Below are 19,413 nucleotides of genomic sequence, written 5' to 3'. Positions count from 1 at the left end.
ACTCGCTTAAAATCAACAGACAATCAACTGAGGACGAATTAGATCATAAACAAAACTTTGTTCATTAGAGTGATTAAAGACTTGATTAACGACACCACCAGCCATATGTGAGTGTCCTCCACCAAACCCAGCACCTGTATCATTCAAAGCTCTCTTTATCACCTTAGCTACATCATTTTTGGGGCACTCAGAACGCAATGAAACGAATGTTCTCTCATGGCTACGAGCACTTAACACTACTATATCTATTTCATCAACGGTCAATAGAAAGTCGCCAAGCACTCCCAGCATATTTTTGGGGCACCCTTCTGGTAAGCTGCCAAATGCACAATTGCCATCTTTCCTAATAGCTTCAAACATGGAATCAAATAACTTCAATTCTTGATATTCGATTTGATTGCGACAAATACGATTTACCATATTCATATCGGCACAGCTTTGGAGTTGAAAGAGAGCTTTGATATCAGCTTTGTTCATTGCTCGGGTAAAATTTGCCGTATCGAACGTTAATCCAACAAGTAAAGCCGTTGCTACGCGCTCTGGAATAGGCAGATCGTAATGATTAAAGTACTCAACCATAATGGAAGCTGTTGCGCCATAGTTAGGTCGAATATCTGAAAACCAAACGAAACTGGGTGCTATAACCTGATGATGATCGATCACACCAACTTCTATACCTGGTAAATCGGTAACGTTTTTTTCACCAATACAGCCATCCACAACAATGATTTTATCATTGGGTTTTAGATCTAATCGGTGTGACTTAACGATGGGAATATCAAGCCACCCAATCAAATTATGTAAAGAAACACGGTCAATAAAGCCTTGATAGGTAATGAGGGGTTTAAAGCCCTTCTTCCTAAGTAAATAAGCGAGAGCAAAAGCGGAGCCTACCGCATCATGATCAGGAAAGTCATGAGCTTGAATGATGATTCGTTCACAGTCCTTCAGGCGTTCCAGAAAATCGTCAAATGAGAAAATAGACATACTTCACCTTAACCTTTGAGCTTTTCTATTGTATTGAGAACAGTTTCAGTACCACTATCCAATTGACTAACCATCTCATCTCCATATTGAATTCCAATAAAAACGCCGATAGCGATTAAGAGAAGAGCAATAATTTTTAACATGAGAACACCACCATTTATAAATTAAGCGAATCAATTGAGCTCTAAAAGTAAGAACAACACCCTCCTAAGCCTCTCAAATAGAAGCAAATTAAGAAACACTCCTCCCAAATTAACTAAAACTTGCTCACATTTAACAAAACAAACATTGACTTATATCTCATTGCGATTGATGCGCTATTGAGTGATATTCAACTAGATTATATGGTCTTGAGCTCATCTGACACTACGGCCATACGGAAGACTTATCTAATGACACGGAATAGAATTGTCACAGGTATGCTATTTGCGCTAGCACCAACTATTAGTTTTGCTAACGCTGACAATCAATTTGAATTTTCGCACTCTAAACAGGGAACTGTATGTTCATCTAATCCTGATATTTGGCAACTTGGCGGAGAGCTGCAAGTTGATGCTCCTATTTCGCTGAATGGCAAGGTCATCACTCGCGGCGGACAAAAAAAAGCAAGCAATAATGTTGACCTATTTGCAGGACAAGAGTCCTCTACCGAACAACAATACATGACGAGTTCTATCGGATGTATACAATCTGACGACCCAATGTCATTGGTTGGTGCTGTCGCCTCTTTATACGAAGTACAACACACCACATTAAGCAGCTCAGACATCCCACCACCAGTTCGAGAGCCTGATCTGCCCAAAGCGCCAGAAATCGTCAAAGATCAATTTGAAACCAAAACTCAATTTGATCAACGCGTCGAAAAATTGCGAATAGAACGACAACAACAAATAGCCGCTATACAACTTAAATACCGTCAACAAGTAGAAGCTCGAAATGCCAAAATTCGAGTCCTACAAGAAGGGGCAGACTCTCGAAAGGGCAACTTGGGCGTGCAAAAAACTCGACTCGTGGCTAAGGCTTTTAGAGATGTAATGGGTAAGCCGGTCGTCACAACAAAGAGTTATGATGCTGAAAACCAGCAAATGCACCTGTTGTTTAAAGCGTCAAATCAAAACTATCAGCGAGACATTATTCTAAATGTACCTCTTGAGCAGGCGCGTGATGTCTTCAGCAATATCGATAACCTTGACCTCGCACTCACCTACTCTTATGACGAGAATCAACTAGAGCTCGTAAATATAAAAGGCAACTACAATGACGTAATGTTCTCAGGGGATGTGGCTAAAAGTAATTATCAGCCCGAAGCTCTGAGTGTGGTTCTTAACAGTGGCCCAAGCAGTGCCGCGACTCCAGGGCTAGAGATGCAAAACCCTAACTTAATCGATGCGTTTGAAGTCGATTCACGCCTCTCAGCAACGGACAACACCGCCTCTGATGAATTGAAGCAACTACTTAATGGCTTTGTGCCTGTGGAAAGTAATTCATCCAACTGGTTCTTCAACCTATCTATCGAAGATTACGCAAATTCAGATCAAGTAGCCTTTGCGCGCAGCAGTGGTGAAGTGATGTCTGACGTCGCGACAAAAGTTCTGGGTGTTCCAGAAAGGCACGTCTACGAACTCATTGACCGTGACGCAACCAGTGGTGCGATTAAAGATAAGTTACGTTTAATGTTAGACAACGTCGATGAAGGCGATACGGTTTACTTCTACTACAGTGGACACGGTATCCCTGCGATTCCCGATAATGATCCTTACATTCTCCCGCAAGATAAGATCCCTGACTACATAACTGATGATGAGTTCTTCAAACTCGATAACCTCTACAAAACACTGTCTAGCAGCAAAGCAGGCAAGATAGTCGTTATGGTAGACAGTTGTTTCAGTGGAGCGACTGATGGTGTATCGGTCATCAAAGGGGTTGCCGCCTCCAGACTGGCACCGAAAAAAGTCAGTATTGATCCTGAGCGTATGGTCGTGATCACCGCGGGACGCGATAAAGAGTATTCCAATATGTACCAAGAAAAAGGTCATCGCCTGTTTAGTTACTACCTCATGAAGTCAATGATCGAGGGAAACAAGGATGTGAATACGCTTTATCAAGATGTTTACGACAAAGTGAAATCTGCCTCTTTTGAGATGGGGGATTTAAAACGTCAACATCCAACAATTACCGGTAACAAGACTATGTCACTTTAAGAGCATGTCTCTTTTAAGATCGTACCACTTTTAAAACTATTTCAATTTACAACCTATTTGAAACATTGATTAAGGCTTATATCCATGTTTAAGAAAACACTTTTAGCAACATCCGCTCTTCTAATCTCATCAACAGCCTTCGCTGCAGATGTAGAAAACTCGAATCTAGATATCGCTTTCCAAGGAGCTCATTTCCAAGGCGCTGGTAATCAAGTCACCATGCTGCGCGTTCCGGTAACCAACAAAGAGACAGGACAAACCCAGTTCTTTGACATGAGCGCTCAATTTGCAGCCGACAAAAACGGTAATCTAATCTTTAAGAATATGAGCTCAGTTAAGTCTGTTGCTTTTGCTAGTGCAAATCAGTTGGTTTCAGGGCATTACTCAGATAACAAGGGACGCAGTTGGTATATCGATGGGCCCTCTGTCGGAGCAGACGGTAGACAAATATGGAGCATCCAAACGCAAAGGGGATACTCAGGCGGTAACTCGGCAGGAGGTCAAGTCATGAGCGGACCCTTAGAAAACAATGAGTTAGCAGCTAACGCCGATGGTTTTAAAGAAGTTCTAAAAAATGCTTCCGCGCTTAATTATGGTGTAGCTTATGGTGATCATTTAATTAGCGCAGCTCAATCAGGGAAAATGATTTCACTAGTAAGGTACAACTCTAAAGGAAAACCAAATGCTAGTTGGAGCCTTCGTTCAGCTCCCGAGCCACAGCCGGAAGACTAATGAAAATACTAGCGCTAATCATCTCCCTGTCAAGTGCTTGTGCTTTCGCTTCCCCGTCTTGGTACGGGGAGGTGCCATCAGACTCAACCTTGAGCTATGGGTTCGGCAAAGGCAACACTTATCAACAAGCCAAAGACGCGGCTTATCATGATCTGGCTAAAGGTGTTGAAAACCGAATAGTCAGTAAGACCACCAGTACTAAAACCTTCAAAAATGGCGAGTTGAAAAAATCTGCGGCTTCTCATAAAGAGTCCATATCCAATGTGGTTTTCCGAAACAACGTCACCGTTATCAACAGTGAAAAATCGCAAAACCAGTTTTATGTTCAAGTTCAATATGACCCCGAGTCATTTGCACAAAAGCTCTCTGCTTGGTTAAAGAAATCACAATGTCACAGTGAATTACACCCATACTGGTCTACAACTACCATGCTAAAAAACTGGGTGGAACAGCACCAATGTCTGCCAGATATAGATATCGAGCGGTTTGCTGGGGGCTGGATGCTTTCCAACAGTAGTGGCCAGTTAATACTACCGGAAGCAAAGTATAACCACCTATTTTTCAACTATTCAGATGAAAGTATAAAGATTCGCTCATCCAAGCGACGACTCAATGCTGGCGACCATTACTTTATTCAACTCAACTCAAACCAAGCGGGTTATCTCTCTTTGTTTCAAGTTTATGAAGATGGCAGTACAGGCGTGTTAGTTGAAAACCATCAAGTCACAGATGGTGACTCTATCGAGTTTCCAGATAGAAATCAGTATGACGGAATCGAAGCGCTGCTCAACAACGGACAAGAGACCTACGATACCAATATCGCATTGCTCTGCCCTACAAAAATAGACACCTCTCGATTTGAGCGATTGGATGAATCGCGTTTATCAACAGACACCCCAGGGTTTGGGTTGATCCTGAACTATTTCGAGCACTGTGATTTTGTCATGGAACGGCTCTCGATAGAGAAAGGTTAACCCCTCGGTCAAGGAACAGATATGAAGAAAATAATTTGCCAGCTATCCCCTTTAGCGATACTGATCTCTAGTGGATGGGCATCTGCAGATACGCTGCAGCAAGCGTGTGAACTTTCAATTACCGAACAAAGTTGCCCTAGCGTCGAACATTTTGTCAATCAACCTTTTGAAGCGAAAGATGAGTTTGAAAAATACAAACTCTGCAGTGAAGCCCAATTTGATCTTTACAAAGTGCAAAAAAACTGCGAATTCGATCAATATGTGGCACAAGCTAAACAAGAGTTTGATAAGTTTAAAATCAAAGTTTCAGAATCTTGGGATAATCCTACCTTTAGCGACCAATTTAAGTGGGTCAGCTACAGCCCCTCTCTACAAATAAAGCGTGAAGTTAACTTCGAGAAAAATACGATTCAAGTCACCACTATTGCAGGTGAAACAACCTCAATAGAAGAACTCAAAGAAGAGATCGTGCGCACGTCTCAGCTGACCATAGGCGAAGCCCAACAAGCCGATGCTTATACCTCTGAACTGATTGAAGCAACAAATGTTGAGAAACTCAGTGACAAGACATTCTTACCCGTTTCCGAAACACCAAAGGTTCAGGCTCAAGAGTTAGACAAGGCTCTTGAAACTGTGGCCGTGACCAAAGCCAAAGACAGTAAAGGCAATACCGTTCTCAAAGCCGTTATTTCTTTTCCGCCAAGTTGGCTTAATCGTAAAGAACAACGCTTTTTTGATACCGTTGAAGTTTACGCAGAAAAATACAAACTTGAGCCTGAATTTATACTGTCTATCATCAAAACAGAAAGCGCTTTCGATCCTACAGCAACCTCACATGTTCCTGCCTTTGGCCTGATGCAAATTGTCCCAAGTTCCGCAGGATTAGATGCGACAAACTTCCTATTTGGTGAACAACAGTTACTGAATAAAGAATACTTATTCGACCCCGAAAAAAACATTGAGGTCGGTACCGCTTATTTGCACTTACTGCGCTCTCGCTACTTCAAAGGCGTTACCAATGAAGAGAGCTTAAAGTACTGCATAACAGCGGCTTACAACGGAGGCATGGGGCCAATCTATCATATTTTCGGTGGCAAACGCTCAGTTGCAATCAAGAATATTAACCAGCTTGAACCACAACAAGTATTCCAAACTATCCAACGAAAGCATTCTGCTGCGGAAACTCGTAACTACTTGAAAAAAGTAAGTAAAGCAGAAGTTAATTACGAAAAGAATATGATTTAAGGATAAAACATGAAAAAGACTCTAATTATCGCTGCAATTACTACATTGTCATTTCAAGCAGCCGCTAACTCCGAATTTCCTAGTTGGCGCATGAACCCACAATTTGATTTGCCTGAAGGCTTAATCGCAGGCGTTGCTTGTGTTGAAAGTATGGGAGACATGACGCTTGATATGGACATCGCTTCAATGGAGGCGAGAGCATCGCTAGCCGCATCTCTCGAAGCCATGGTGCAAAAAGAGCTCGATACAAATCGAACCTCGGAGAAAAAGAAGATTGTAACAGCCGATCGTAAAGACAATGTTGTGACTACAACCGTAACCGCTAAATCGACCACAAAACAACTAACCAACCAGCTAATGAAGTTTACCTGGGTAACAGAAAGCGTTTCTGTAGAAAAAGATGTCGAAGAATATTTATGTACCCGTGTGGTTGCACGAGCACCTCAAGTTGTTGCTGAATAAGGTTTTATCATGTCAGAACAAGCTCTACCTTCATCTGTTGATAAAACAGCACCAGAAGAAGACGTGTCTTTAACTCAACAAGCTCCCAACGAAGATCAAAAAGATTTTCTTGAAATAATGAGAGAGAAGACACCAAACTCTATCCTTGCCATCATTGCGCTGATCATCGCAGGTGGTCAGTTCAACGATGCTATTGATATGGGAAGCAAAGGTTGGGACCTCTTAATTTCTAACTTTTCAGATGCTCCATCTAACGAGCGCCTTTCTAAAGTCTATATTCGTGCTTCCAGTGGCATTTTAGAAGAGACATTTGGCTCTCCGGTTTATACCAAGATGTCGAATGGTGAGGTACAGATAAAATACTACAAAGACAGTAAGTTTATTCTTTCTGCAATAACATCCAACGACACAATAGATGCTTTTCTCATTTTCCCTAAACCGGGGTTTGTCGCTGATGTGAACTACCACGCAGGCAGCGCCACTTATTTGGAAACCAACTTCGTTAACTCGACAACAGAACATGCTGCCATATCCAATATTGCGCGTTCAGGGAATTATTACATTGAAGAAGCAGAAGGTGGTCGCTATGAACTGTTATACAGCTCTGTCGGTGGTTACAGCGAATACCTATCCCCTCTCTCTGCGCAACAACTCAAGTTACTCGCTGATTTTAATGATAAATTGATGATGGAAGAGAATACAAAAGATTCTCTAACTAAACTACGTAGTGAAATCAGGCCAAACTTTTATGGGTATACGACGGTCGATTTAGAATCACTTGCCCCTGCAATTCTTACCAAACTTGAATATGAATTGATCACTGATTAACAGCAGCGTTGGTCATTGATAATCGGTATCCAGTAATGTGTATATCTGATTCGGTTAGCTCTACGTACATTGATGAACTCATTGAGTTTGCTAAAACTGAGCAAGTCTTAAAAATCAGCTATACATAGAGACAAAAAGAGCTCCTCATAGTGTAGGAGCTCTTCTCATTTCGGTAACTAAGGATTTAAGCAGCCTAGCGAACCAGCAACCTAACGACCTGAATAATACATACAGATTCGAACACCATCGAACTCACGAATCTCAAATGGGATCTCGTAGATCGACTCCATCACTGACTTTTCAACCACTTCAGAGACCTTGCCCGACTTAACCACTTGGCCCCTCTTCATCGCAACAATGTTATCTGAGTAACAAGAAGCAAAGTTGATGTCGTGAATCACAATAACCACCGCCTTATTAAACTCATGCGCTAGGCGACGTAGCGTCTGCATGATTTCAACCGAGTGTTTAATATCTAGGTTGTTTAGTGGCTCATCCAAGAACACATAATCCGTATCTTGCGCCACAACCATCGCGATAAACGCCATTTGACGCTGACCACCACTCAATTCATCAAGGTATCTGTTTTGGATATCGGTAATGCCAAGGTGCTCTAGTGCCGTATCGACGATCTTATGATCTTCGTCTTTCAAGCGACCTTGAGAATGTGGGAAACGCCCAAAACAGACCAACTCACGAATCGTAAATCGCATATTGATGTTGTTTGATTGTCTTAACACAGCAAGGTGCTTCGCAAGCTCTTTGGTATCCCATTCAGCCAGTAATTTATCGCCAATAACGACCTCGCCCGCATCACTTTCGGTTAAGCGACTCGCCATAGAAAGCAGCGTACTTTTACCCGCACCATTTGGGCCAATAATAGAAGTCACTTCCCCTTTCGGGAACATAGCACTGGCATCATCAACCACGAGTGACTTGCCATACTTCTTAGTTAAACCTGTTAATTTAATCACTACTTACTACCTTTACTGAATTCTGGTACGTAACAACAAGAACATAAAATACAAACCACCGACCAAGTTAATGATCACGCTCACAGTGGTTTCAAACGCCATCACTTTTTCGATAAACCATTGACCTGAAACCAATAGAACGACCGCTAACAAACTGCTCGCGATGATAAGCACACGATGTTGATAAGATTTGAATATCTGACGAACTAAGCTCACGGTGATTAAACCAAAGAACAGCACTGGGCCAACCAAAGCAGTCGATACCGCGACCATCACTGACACAATCACCAAGGTAATTTGAGTCAGTCGCTTGGTGTTCACCCCTAAGCTTATTGCGTTATCGACACCAAGCCAAAGCACATCAAGCTTAGGCGCTAACAACCACAGGCCAAGCAAGCTCAAACCTAATGGAATAAGGCTGAGGTAAACCAGTTCGCCTTTCACGTTATTGAAGCTTGCGAACATCACATTCTGCAGCACCGCGAATTCATTGGGATCAATCAACATCGCAAGGAAGTTCGCTAAGCTTGAGAATACGCTGCCGCACACAATACCAATCAACAACAGTGTAAATACGTTGTTTCGCTTGCTCTTGAAGTAAAAATGGAACAGTGCAAACGAGAACAAGATCATCACAGTCACAGACAATGAAAAGTTTGCGATTGAATCAATCACCCAGAAACTGGTACTGCCAAACACAAACAGAAGCACCGTTTGAACCAGCATATACAGACTGTCAAAGCCCAAGATGGATGGGGTTAGAATTCGATTATTAGTGATGGTTTGGAAAACCAATGACGATGCAGAGATCGCCACCGCCGCCAACACAATCGACAGCAGTTTGGGTAGTCGCAAAGACAAGAAGAATTCGTAGTTATCCCACGTAAGTCCCTGCCCCACAAATACTGCCGCCATACCCAAAGACGCGATAGCCAGAATCGCAATTTTTACTGAATCACGCATTCGACTTGTCTCTCATGATCAGGTAGATAAAAATCAAGCCGCCAAAGACACTGATTACCATTGAGATTGGAATCTCGTAAGGAAAGATAACGATTCGAGCTAACAAGTCGCAGACCAATACCAAGATCACGCCCCAGTAAGCTGTCCAAGGCAGAATCTTCTTCATGTTATCGCCCATCATCAACGACACGATATTTGGCACGATAAGGCCAAGGAATGGGATAACACCAACGATCATCACCACAGAAGAGGCGCAGATAGCAACCAATGCAACACCAATGAATACGATCTTCTGATAATTGAGGCCAATGTTTTTTGCGAAGCTTTCACCAATACTTGCCGCACTGAACTGACTCGCAAAGTAGTAAGCCAATACACAAGCAGGCACTGCGAGGTAAAGGATTTCATAGCTGCCTTGCAATACACTCGCAAAGTTCGCCATCGTCCAAGCCGACATGGTTTGTACTAAATCGTATTTGTAAGCAATAAAGGTTGTTAGAGAGGAAATAACGTTGCCATACATGATGCCAATCAAAGGTACCAACACCGCATTCTTGAACTTCAAGTGTTGCAGAAAGCGGACCAATAGCATGGTGCCTAACACCGCAAACGCGAAAATGAAACCTAAATAGCTCCATTGCGCGGCATTGCCCAGCACCAGAATACCGACTATATATCCAAGCATGGCGCAATCAATCGTGCCCATCGTCGAAGGCGCAGCAAACTTATTCTGAACAATCTGTTGCATTATCAAGCCTGCAACACTCAAGCCAGCACCGGCAAGCACAATCGCGAACAGTCGAGGGATCCGACTAACAACATAAATAGAGTTGGCGTGTTGGTTGCCATTGAAAAAATCGCTAAAACTGATCTCAGCGACTCCAATCATTAATGACGCAACGCATAACACAACAAGAAATACAGCAGCTGCAATGGGTTTTAACATAGAAGTAATACTAAAGGTAGGATCGGGGAGACCGTATAAAAAAGTGAAAAAGGGCTTATAAGAACACTCTTATAAGCCCGAGAATCTGATGATTAGTAACTATTGAATCGTACGTTCAATGTCACCCAACATTCTGTGAATCGCTGTTACGCCGCCACCTACCAGATACCAAGCACTTGAATCAAGGTAAACGATGTTGCCTTGCTGCGCTGCTGGTGTTGCCGCAACCAGTGGGTTGTCAAACAGCTGTTGTGCGCGCCCTTCTGACCTACCGATCGCTTTTTCGCGGTCAAGCACGTAAAGCACTTCAGGTTTTGCATCAGCAATATATTCAAACGAGATTAGATTGCCGTGATTCCCTTTAATCGGAGCCACTGTCGCACTCTTTGACTCCACAAAGCCAAAGTCATCAAAGATGATTGAGAAGCGACTGCCCTTATTGAACATCGCAATGTTGTTGCCGTTGTTCATTAGCATCATTGCTGACGTTTCGTCAGACGCGACTTTGTCGTTAACCGCCGTGATAGAAGCTTGAGTCTCTTTAATGAGCGCTTCTACTTTAGCTTGCTTACCAAAGAGCTTGCCTAGCGCGCGCCAGTTTTGCTGAGCATCAGCCCAGTATTTGTCACCTTCAATAGAGAACATGATGGTCGGAGCTATTTTTGCTAGTTGATCGTAAACCTTAAGCATACGGTTTTCGGCAATGATGATGTCAGGCTTCAGCATGTAGATAGCTTCAAAATCAGGTTCACTCAATGAGCCCGTATTTGCCGTCGTATCTTTGTACGAAGCTAGATAGTCAGGCATTAGGCTGTGAGGCGCGCCAACTGGCTGTATACCAATCTGATCAAGCACATCCAAGCTACCAAAGCCAAGTACTACAACGCGCTGTGGTACTTCGGTAAACTGCACCGTGCCCTTTACGTGTTCAATAGTGATTGTTTCCGCTTGAGCGGTCATTATCAATGATGATGCAAGAGCGATAGCAAGCCCACCCAATAACTGACGAACTGAATTGATTGTTTTCTTCATGTGTCTTCCTTTGCCATGGATACAAACCACCACTCATGACAATAAAAGTCACATTACTCATAGATGAGCATGGGGCATACACAACGGCTAAATAACGATAATTTAAAGTCTGTCATTGCTTTGACAACAAACTTGTAACGCAAGTGAGAACTATTATCAATTATATTTGCGTTAAATTAGCGACACAACAACTTTATTATTCAGAAACGTAAAAGTGAGTATTCATGTTTTGCGTAGTCGGGAGAGATATTAGGAATCAAAAATAGCAAAAAGCGAGAAGAGGAAAATGATCATCAATCTGAAGAAAAAACTGATGGGGAAAAGTGCCCGAAAACCCTGTAATTACAACGCTAAACCCCTAATTACAACGCTAAACCTCAGTGTCACGAATTGTGATTTACAATGTAAAGACTAAGTATAACAGACGCTTAACTACCACTAAGTTAATACCTCAATTAAAACCACCAATGACAAAGAATACGAAGCGGTGCAAAACCGAGCCTCAGTCAGATACCATGGTCAATCCCCTGTCCTTCGTTCATTTAACTATCAATAAGCGACGGCAAATCATTCAAAAATATTTTTAAATTTAATTAGAAATAGGGTTGTAATTTAAAAAACTAGGCGTATAGTTCGCCACCTGGCTCTAATCTATAGAGCTGTTAATGCTAAAGTAAGTCCAAGTTCCACATAGACAGTTCTCGATTCCCTCGTTACACCATCTCTGCGTCAGCTTTCACCCAGATAGTCATTCAATAGCTTTTAAATTCGATCCTACTACCGATCTCTCGTCATTCGCTCTTTTATCAGCGAAGTCAGAATAGATCGATCACTTAAATACAAATGTAATAAACACAAGGCACAGTTATGTCACGCAGAACAACACGACAAACCCATTGGTACCAACTATCACGCGAAAAAACAGTCAATAAACTAAAAGGTAATAAATGCTCAAGATTAAAATAGACTTACACAAAGAAGAGATTTCATGGGTCACCGAGATTCGACAGCTCAATAGCGATATACTCCACCGCCACATATTGCCCAAGCTACAACATCATAGTTATCTCATCGACTTTGAATTTAATGAACGAGAAAGCATCGGAACTATCGTTTCAGGCAACGGAAACACCCTAGGACATTTCACACTCCTATAGCATTTCCCATCGGCTACAGAAAGAAGCACCGTCTAGTTCGACAGATATAAAAAAGTCAAAGATGTCACCCTCAATTCGCTCTAGCAGAACAAAATAGAGTAGAAGTAAAACAGATTAGAAACCTAGCCCTTTTTGCATTTCACACGCGGCTAACGCTAGCTAGGTTATCGTACTTCTATTGAAACCAACTTATATCAAACTCTGAATCACCAATGAGCCATTATCAGTGCATTCATGGACTAATAAGTTAACGGCATCGACCTTAACTTTTGATCAAGAGTATATAAGTGTTCTGCAGCTTGCATGTGTTGAGGGTAGTCACTGAACTTCTCACGATTTTCCTCATTCATCTTACATGTCTCATCCACCAGCATTAACTTCCAATACAGCTTTGTCGTATGCAGCATCGCCAGTAAAGGTTTGAACACCTCTTTCTCATAAGCTTGAATCAACTCTTCAATCAACTCGTCACGTTCGTCTTCACTTGCGATTGAACCTTCGGTTGCCGACAACACTTTTTGATACTTCAGGTTTTGTTGCAGCTTATCCATAATCGTTTGGTTTTCTTCCGCTAACTCAACAAGCTTCGACTTAATGATATTTACCCAATTCTCTTGGCTCAGAACTGTGTCATCAACACTGTTAAAGTCTTCTCGTATCTGTCGTTCAACATCTTTTTGAGCTTTCTTTAAAACCGCACGCACCTTTTGGAAAGGCAGCTGATATTCCTTACTTAGCTCGATAATCAGTTTATGAAAACCACCGTTTGGAAGGTGTAAGTTTTCCTTAAACGTCGCCATTGCAGCTTCTTGCTGCTCTGTAAGGTGAGTCATTCTGTTTCCTATTCTTTATCACTTATGGTGCTGAGCCCGCGATCATACCACTATATAACCTCGTTTTTTCGGTAACTTGATAGGTTATATCTAGGTGCGTACTTAAATTCTCTCAATACGTTATCTTTTGGCTACTTATTAATCCATATGGCGTTAAATGGTAAAACTGGTCATCGATTAAAACCCATACTACACCTGTTCCAACAAAACAGACTTCTAACTTATACAGGTACTAAAATGAAAAAGATTGCACTTAAAATTGTAGGACTAACGGTTTTGGCTTCTGCGCTAACTGGTTGTATCGGCAGCAACGCCGTAACAGGGAAAGTGATGAAATTTAACGTTGAAGTTGTCGATAACCGCTATGCTCGTGCAGGTGTAAACTTCTTATTAGCGCCTGTGTACGGTATTACAACCGCAGCCGACTATGTCGTATTCAACTCACTTGAATTTTGGACAGGCAAAAACCCAATCAGTGGCTCGCCACACGTATTTGATACAAAAACAGATACACACTTCGAAGTGAACGACGACCTAGACCCAAGCTTGAAAGAAGCGCCTGTAGGACCGATTTCAAACAATCGAGCCATTGAGACAGGTGAGATGATTAAGATCGACGAAAACACGATTCAAATGGACATCGTCTATACGTCTGGTGAAACCGCGACTCTAACAGGCATCAAAAACGGTCAAAACGTTACCTATTACATGGATGGTCAGCTTGTATCGCAAACGACTATCGCTGAATTAGAGAAGATTCAAAGCTCTGAAGCTTAAGATTCGTAGCTCATAGGGAGTTCAACCTGAAAGCTTCGTTTGACTTTGAAACGCGTAAAGCAAAAAAGAAGCCCGGCTACTGCTGGGCTTCTTTGTATGTGTTCTATTATTTGTAAATGATCTATTGGGACTGAGACTGTGCAAGTCGAATGCTCACCAAGCTCGCGACCATGATGGCTAAATAGAAACTGCCGATAATGGACTCCATGAACACAAAGAATTGAGCAATAGGCAAAGCCGGTGATATGTCGCCATAGCCAACCGTGGTCAAGGTGATAAAGCTAAAGTACATCGCATTGAACAAGTTGGTCAGCCAGATTTGCTCTTCTAACCCGTTAAATGCATTAGGGAAGATTTCTAAAATCAACAAGTAGATAGTCGACCAAGCGAACCCTAACAACAAGTAAATACAGATAGAACCAATAATGTGATTGGGCGTCACCGTCTTTGCTTTCATTACCTGTTTGAGAGCGGAATAAATATGTGAGAACAGAAACACCGCCAATGCCGTTAACGTCACTATCGAAAGGTTATAGTCCTCCAAAAACGAGAATACCCCCGACACCGTAGCGGTTATCAATAGCAGACCATACCAAGAGCGATACAAGGCTCGCTCTTTATGTATTCCCACTATCGAAACAGCCAAAGTAATAATGATCAAAAACAGAATGGTCTTTTGACCTTGCGGATAAAACTGCTGCATCACCGCGCAACCAAAAAACAACACCAACAGTGCATAGAATAAGAAGTAGAAGTTGTCGTCTTTAGAGACTGGCTTCATCTATTTTTCCTCTGCCTCTGCTGGTTTTTTCTCAGTTTCTTCTTGGTTTTTCTCTTCAAGTCCAAGCCATGCCATCATCAGCTCATAGCTTAAACTCAGTATAACTGCACCAACAAACAGACCAACGATTCCTGACATCGCCATTCCGCCCAATGCACCCAGTAGAATAACCAACATTGGGATATGAGAGCCGCGGCTCAATAGCATCGGTTTCAAAATAGCGTCACTGCCACTGACCAAAATACACCACACTAAGAACAGGCTCGCCGCTAGCGTCGATTCAACACTGAACATGTAAATAATTGCAGGCAATAAAGCAAGAATCGGCGGAAGTTGGATAATAGCAATGAGCAGAACAGCTAATGCCCAAAACGCAGCCGCAGGAACGCCAGCAATCACTAAACCAATTGCTGACATAATGGATTGAATCACAGCAACACCTATCACACCCTGCACGACACTACGTACCGTTGATTTAGATAACTGTACCAACTCTTCACCTTTACCATCGGTTAGGCGAGCCACTAAGTGAGTGACCCCTGTTTGGCACTTATCGGCGTTACTCATAAATGCGCCAGCAATGATGGTAGAAATAATAAACTGAATAAACCCACCGCCGAGAGAGCCTAAAACAGAAGCAGCTTTCGTCGCAAACTGTTTCAGTTCGTCAGCATACTTTATGAACGTGCCTTCAATATTATTGGAGGCAGCTACTAAGGTTGAATATACCTTCTCCCCAATGAATGGAATATCTTGTAAAGACTCTTTGGGTTTCGGCAGAGACAGGGTTCCGTCCTGTAGCCCTGTCATTAGGTCCGAAGCACTGGTGTAAATACCGGAAGAGAGCGCAACTAAAGGAATGAGCAGTAACAGTACTCCGATAAAGCTCAGTAATGCGCTGGCTTTTCCTTTCGACATTCCCGTCTTATTTGAAATCGCGACAGCAACTGGATAGAGCGCAGTCGCAATGATCGCCCCCCAAATAACCAATAGAATGAATGGGCGTAAAATCGCAAAACACCAGTAGACGAGCATAGCAATCGCTGCAATTTTGATGGCAGCGTCTATTGCCTGTTTTGAAAAATCGTCGGTTAACTTCATGAGACGTCCTTGTTAGACAAAATTAATGCTGATTTTGTAGAAACTTCCAATTCCGAGTTTCTAGGAATAAAGAGGCCAAAATCATATATATGCCAATTAGCAATAATTGGAATATGCGAATAAAAGTGTTGCTATCGATATCGCCGGAGCTCATCAATGTGCTACCGACAAGTACTAGCAAGGTACTAAATGCAGTGGCGAAAATCGGTGCTTTTTCGGGAACCGTGTAGATCTTCTTAGCAATCACAATAGCGACCAAGCCTATGAATAAAGAGTAGAAGATAATATTCGGAACAATCGAAAGGATTGAAAAAGCCGCTATCGCAAGCAAGCCACCAATGCCATTGCTGATCACCAGAAATGCACTTAATTTGACTGATTTTTCTGAAGTGATCATTAACGATAACAACGCAATAAACATCATAGTTAACAATGCTTCAGATATCTGAAAAATAAAGAAAAAGCACACAACGGGATAAGAGATAATCATCGCACGGAAAGCCGCATACCAGCGCTCTGTCTTATTGAAAGGTACCGACGCAAAGCCAGAGAACTCCGACTTAGGTTCAGGGAAAAAGACATGAACAAGCGCAAAAATAGTCACCGACACTACACCAGAAGTCGCTAAACCTGATGCCAACAATACAGAGACTCCGGGGTTATCAATCGCCATAAAAGGCAGCATCAAGACAGCAATCAACAATATGGTGGCGAAAAGGTTCCATTTAGGGTCGACAAACAAGTAGTAACCCCACAGCATCATTAACCCCACCAAAATCAGCAATGGAATTGGGTAATGGGTAATTCCTCGCGACAGCAATAAACCTAACCCCATCGTCACCACAACGGCCAAGAGCAATTCGTAGACCGTTTCCTTATGGAGGTTTGATTTATCAATTAAGAACTTAGCAGTGAACACTGGCGCCACAAACGCAAGTGGCCAGTTTATCCACGCCGCCAAGAAAACAGCCAACGTGACCCCGACAGTAAATCGCAGGATACGTTGCTGTGTTTGTTGGTCAGGAATCGGCTTATCGGACATAAGACAATACGCTAATCAGACGAATCCATACTTTGCCTATCGCGTTGAACACAAAGTTGTCGCCGCTATAAACAATCACATCCGCTTGGCCACCCACTCGGAGCATGCCTGTCACTTCTTCATTGTCAAATTCAATGGTGATAGGAAGCATCTGTGTTTGGCGCAACCAACCCGTTTGTTGGCTAGCTTGCGCAAGCTTACCTGCTTGATCATTTTGCCCCCAATCAACACCCCAATCGATACTACTTACGCGCCCTTTTACCACTTTTCCCGGTGCGAAATCTAACGCTACTTCAACTTCATCACCGACCGTTACATTACCTAGGCTGTTCTCTCGATAATAAGCTTCAATCCAGATATCTTCCGTCGAAACAAAAGTCATGATCGGTTGACCTGCTGATGCGTAAAAACCCTCAGAAAGGCTAAAGTTAGAAACGCCACCTTGTGTCGGTGCTGTAATCACGGTGCGCTCTAGGTTCAACTGTGCCTGTTCAAGTGCTAACAACGCCGCTTTCACTTGGCTGTTTTCCTGACCTTCTTTACCCATTTGTTTCTTAGCACGGTCAAGGTCAGCTTCTGCATTGACAACCGCCGCTCGAGACGTTGCTAATGCGGCTCTCGCTTTATCTGCATCTGATTTAGAAACCACACCTTTATCAGCCATCTCTAAAACACGCTTGGCTTGTAGCTTGGTGTTTTGTCTTTCAACAATCGCTGAAGTGAGTTTCGCTTGGGCTGAAGCAATGCTCGCGGTTTGAGCACCGACATTTTGGCCTGCAATCTCTAAATTTTGCTCGGCTTGTTGTACTGCAATTTTGTAATCAGACTCATCTAAAATGGCTAACCTGTCGCCTTGATTAACCAGTTGGTTAGGTTGAACCAGTATATCGAGTACTTTACCCGACACCTCTGGCTTGATTGGAACGATATAACCTTTTACACGAGCATTATCAGTAATAGGGATGATTCGGTCTGAAATGACACTGAAGATCAACATGAATGCAACAAACAACAATAGATAGTTTGTGACCTTTCTTACTTTGTCTTTTCCATTTTCTTGCTGGCCAACTTCTTCATTGGCTTCTTGCTTATTCCCTTTGGTTTCTGACATGGGACTCCCTTCTAGATAACTAACATCAACAAAATTAATACTTTAAAAATAAACCCAGCGATGGAAAACTCAAGTAAATAGGGTTAGATTTAGTAAACAAAACGTTGCAAATGATATGCACGTCTAATAATGCAACAATATATACAGGATTGTATTCCAATGACCTCTAGTCACTACCAAGTCCCGGTAATTCAAACGAACTACGCTAAAATTCTGGTTCAGGTATTTTCTGACTATGGTCTTGATTTACATCTGTTGCTTAAAGATTCCGGTTTACCACCTGACCTTATCGAATCAGAAAGTGATTTTGTGCCATCGGAATCCATTAAGCGTTTGATTTATCTTACATCTGCACAACTCGGCGTATCTCGGTTCACCGATATTCTTGGACTCGCATTTCGACGTCGAATCATCCCAAATGTCTTGCATCAATTTACCGAATTCGAAACCATTGGTGATGCACTAAAACAGATCAATTCAATCTTTGCCTACGACTCCCCAGGCAGCAAAGTCGAGTTTATTCAAGAACACGGTCAGAGCTGGTTTTGTCGAACCGCCCCCGAAGACAATTCCCCTATGTTTCAATGGGGAGAAGCTTTTGCGATTACATATATCATTGAATTAATAACCATTTTATCCCAATCGCCATGGTTACCTAATAAGGTGCGTCTACAAGGACATGACATCGATGTCGTCAAAACACTGGTGCCAAGTAGCTGCCAACTGTTTGTTGAACAGCCGTCGACGGCTGTGCTGATTCCTGAAGAAATCTTACAACTCCCAATTCGCCTAACCTCTAAAGAACTCAGTGCTAAACCGACGCTTATTGAGTGGCACACTAGCTTTACCGATAGCGTTTATGAGCTACTCAAGCCCTACATGAAAGAACAAGATCTCTCACTTGAAGAAGCGGCTGAACTGCTCAATTTTTCTGTACGAACTTTTCAACGCAAACTCAAAAATGAAAATACGACCTATCGAAAGATCAAAGAAAACCTAATGTTTTCTGTGGCTTGTGAGCTGATGGAAGAAGGTCATACGCTGACCTACATCTCTAGCCAACTCGGCTACACCAACATCTCTCACTTTTCTCGGGCGTTTAAGCGTGTGTCTGGTCTTACGCCGAAGATTTACCAACGTTCAATTTTGGACTAGATGTAATTTTGGACTAAGTGTAGTTTTGGACTGAGTACAATCTGGCCTCCCTCTCAGTTCCATTTGTAAGAGTGTCGCTAGATCTATCGCGCCCCAAAGCTCTTCTACGTCT

General features: G+C 42.5%; 20 protein-coding genes. 9 read left to right on the top strand and 11 right to left on the bottom strand.

Annotated features, from left to right (window positions below; translation table 11 throughout):
- Positions 1 to 12: 12 nt before the first annotated feature.
- On the bottom strand, positions 13 to 987 hold the full coding sequence (locus ACED53_RS02385; protein ID WP_017101537.1) for a bifunctional oligoribonuclease/PAP phosphatase NrnA: 975 nt from the start codon (positions 985 to 987) through the stop codon (positions 13 to 15).
- Between the two features lie 8 nt (positions 988 to 995).
- The gene (locus ACED53_RS02380) at positions 996 to 1,130 is read right to left on the bottom strand and encodes a hypothetical protein (RefSeq protein WP_017101536.1); all 135 of its coding nucleotides are present in this window, start codon (positions 1,128 to 1,130) and stop codon (positions 996 to 998) included.
- 249 nt (positions 1,131 to 1,379) lie between these two features.
- Between ACED53_RS02380 and ACED53_RS02375 the strand changes: the two genes are divergently transcribed.
- From ACED53_RS02375 to ACED53_RS02350, 6 genes are all read left to right on the top strand, one after another.
- Positions 1,380 to 3,188: a caspase family protein gene (locus ACED53_RS02375; protein WP_241816730.1), complete on the top strand. Its 1,809-nt coding sequence runs from the start codon at positions 1,380 to 1,382 to the stop codon at positions 3,186 to 3,188.
- Between the two features lie 84 nt (positions 3,189 to 3,272).
- On the top strand, positions 3,273 to 3,920 hold the full coding sequence (locus ACED53_RS02370) for a hypothetical protein (RefSeq protein ID WP_017101534.1): 648 nt from the start codon (positions 3,273 to 3,275) through the stop codon (positions 3,918 to 3,920).
- Complete coding sequence (locus ACED53_RS02365; protein WP_017101533.1) at positions 3,920 to 4,894, top strand: LPP20 family lipoprotein; 975 nt, start codon at positions 3,920 to 3,922, stop codon at positions 4,892 to 4,894. The genes ACED53_RS02370 and ACED53_RS02365 overlap by 1 nt, the downstream gene beginning before the upstream one ends.
- A 21-nt stretch (positions 4,895 to 4,915) precedes the next feature.
- Positions 4,916 to 6,139, top strand: coding sequence for a murein transglycosylase domain-containing protein (locus tag ACED53_RS02360; protein ID WP_017101532.1), 1,224 nt, complete (start codon positions 4,916 to 4,918; stop codon positions 6,137 to 6,139).
- Positions 6,140 to 6,148: 9 nt separating this feature from the next.
- A complete protein-coding gene (locus tag ACED53_RS02355; RefSeq protein ID WP_017101531.1) occupies positions 6,149 to 6,601 on the top strand; it encodes a hypothetical protein in 453 nt (150 codons plus the stop codon).
- Between the two features lie 9 nt (positions 6,602 to 6,610).
- The gene (locus ACED53_RS02350; protein ID WP_017101530.1) at positions 6,611 to 7,429 is read left to right on the top strand and encodes an ETEC_3214 domain-containing protein; all 819 of its coding nucleotides are present in this window, start codon (positions 6,611 to 6,613) and stop codon (positions 7,427 to 7,429) included.
- A gap of 209 nt (positions 7,430 to 7,638) precedes the next feature.
- Here the strand turns inward: ACED53_RS02350 and ACED53_RS02345 are convergent, their stop codons facing one another.
- The 4 genes from ACED53_RS02345 to ACED53_RS02330 form a co-directional block, all read right to left on the bottom strand.
- Entirely contained in the window at positions 7,639 to 8,403 is a 765-nt protein-coding gene (locus ACED53_RS02345; RefSeq protein WP_012600922.1) for an ABC transporter ATP-binding protein, read from the bottom strand.
- A gap of 12 nt (positions 8,404 to 8,415) precedes the next feature.
- Positions 8,416 to 9,366: an iron chelate uptake ABC transporter family permease subunit gene (locus tag ACED53_RS02340; protein ID WP_017101529.1), complete on the bottom strand. Its 951-nt coding sequence runs from the start codon at positions 9,364 to 9,366 to the stop codon at positions 8,416 to 8,418.
- Positions 9,359 to 10,312 carry an ABC transporter permease gene (locus ACED53_RS02335; RefSeq protein ID WP_017101528.1) on the bottom strand — a complete coding sequence of 318 codons (954 nt, stop codon included), beginning with the start codon at positions 10,310 to 10,312 and terminating at the stop codon, positions 9,359 to 9,361. The genes ACED53_RS02340 and ACED53_RS02335 overlap by 8 nt, the downstream gene beginning before the upstream one ends.
- 99 nt (positions 10,313 to 10,411) lie before the next feature.
- A complete protein-coding gene (locus ACED53_RS02330; protein WP_029225554.1) occupies positions 10,412 to 11,344 on the bottom strand; it encodes a siderophore ABC transporter substrate-binding protein in 933 nt (310 codons plus the stop codon).
- Positions 11,345 to 12,291: 947 nt separating this feature from the next.
- Between ACED53_RS02330 and ACED53_RS02325 the strand changes: the two genes are divergently transcribed.
- Positions 12,292 to 12,501, top strand: coding sequence for a hypothetical protein (locus ACED53_RS02325; RefSeq protein WP_004731601.1), 210 nt, complete (start codon positions 12,292 to 12,294; stop codon positions 12,499 to 12,501).
- Positions 12,502 to 12,740: 239 nt separating this feature from the next.
- Here ACED53_RS02325 and ACED53_RS02320 read toward each other — a convergent pair whose 3' ends face one another.
- Complete coding sequence (locus tag ACED53_RS02320) at positions 12,741 to 13,334, bottom strand: hypothetical protein (protein ID WP_017101526.1); 594 nt, start codon at positions 13,332 to 13,334, stop codon at positions 12,741 to 12,743.
- A 237-nt stretch (positions 13,335 to 13,571) separates the two neighbouring features.
- Between ACED53_RS02320 and ACED53_RS02315 the strand changes: the two genes are divergently transcribed.
- On the top strand, positions 13,572 to 14,111 hold the full coding sequence (locus ACED53_RS02315) for a DUF3332 family protein (RefSeq protein ID WP_029225553.1): 540 nt from the start codon (positions 13,572 to 13,574) through the stop codon (positions 14,109 to 14,111).
- 121 nt (positions 14,112 to 14,232) lie between these two features.
- Here ACED53_RS02315 and ACED53_RS02310 read toward each other — a convergent pair whose 3' ends face one another.
- The 4 genes from ACED53_RS02310 to ACED53_RS02295 are packed head-to-tail and all read right to left on the bottom strand — an operon-like array spanning position 14,233 to position 18,146.
- Positions 14,233 to 14,892 (bottom strand): potassium channel family protein, encoded by a 660-nt coding sequence (locus ACED53_RS02310; RefSeq protein ID WP_017101524.1) that lies wholly within the window; start codon positions 14,890 to 14,892, stop codon positions 14,233 to 14,235.
- Complete coding sequence (locus tag ACED53_RS02305) at positions 14,893 to 15,993, bottom strand: AI-2E family transporter (protein ID WP_017096361.1); 1,101 nt, start codon at positions 15,991 to 15,993, stop codon at positions 14,893 to 14,895.
- 22 nt (positions 15,994 to 16,015) lie between these two features.
- Positions 16,016 to 17,035: a DUF2955 domain-containing protein gene (locus ACED53_RS02300; RefSeq protein ID WP_012600930.1), complete on the bottom strand. Its 1,020-nt coding sequence runs from the start codon at positions 17,033 to 17,035 to the stop codon at positions 16,016 to 16,018.
- Positions 17,025 to 18,146 carry an HlyD family secretion protein gene (locus ACED53_RS02295; RefSeq protein ID WP_017101523.1) on the bottom strand — a complete coding sequence of 374 codons (1,122 nt, stop codon included), beginning with the start codon at positions 18,144 to 18,146 and terminating at the stop codon, positions 17,025 to 17,027. Before ACED53_RS02295 ends, ACED53_RS02300 begins: the two co-directional genes overlap by 11 nt.
- A 159-nt stretch (positions 18,147 to 18,305) precedes the next feature.
- Between ACED53_RS02295 and ACED53_RS02290 the strand changes: the two genes are divergently transcribed.
- Positions 18,306 to 19,301, top strand: a complete 996-nt coding sequence (locus ACED53_RS02290) for an AraC family transcriptional regulator (protein ID WP_017101522.1) — start codon at positions 18,306 to 18,308, stop codon at positions 19,299 to 19,301.
- Positions 19,302 to 19,413: the final 112 nt, after the last annotated feature.

The sequence above is a fragment of the Vibrio sp. 1F169 genome (genome assembly GCF_041439605.1).
Classification (GTDB): domain Bacteria; phylum Pseudomonadota; class Gammaproteobacteria; order Enterobacterales; family Vibrionaceae; genus Vibrio; species Vibrio tasmaniensis_A.
The sequence above is the reverse complement of the archived record's forward strand: the minus strand, read 5'-3'. Positions and strand labels throughout refer to the sequence as shown.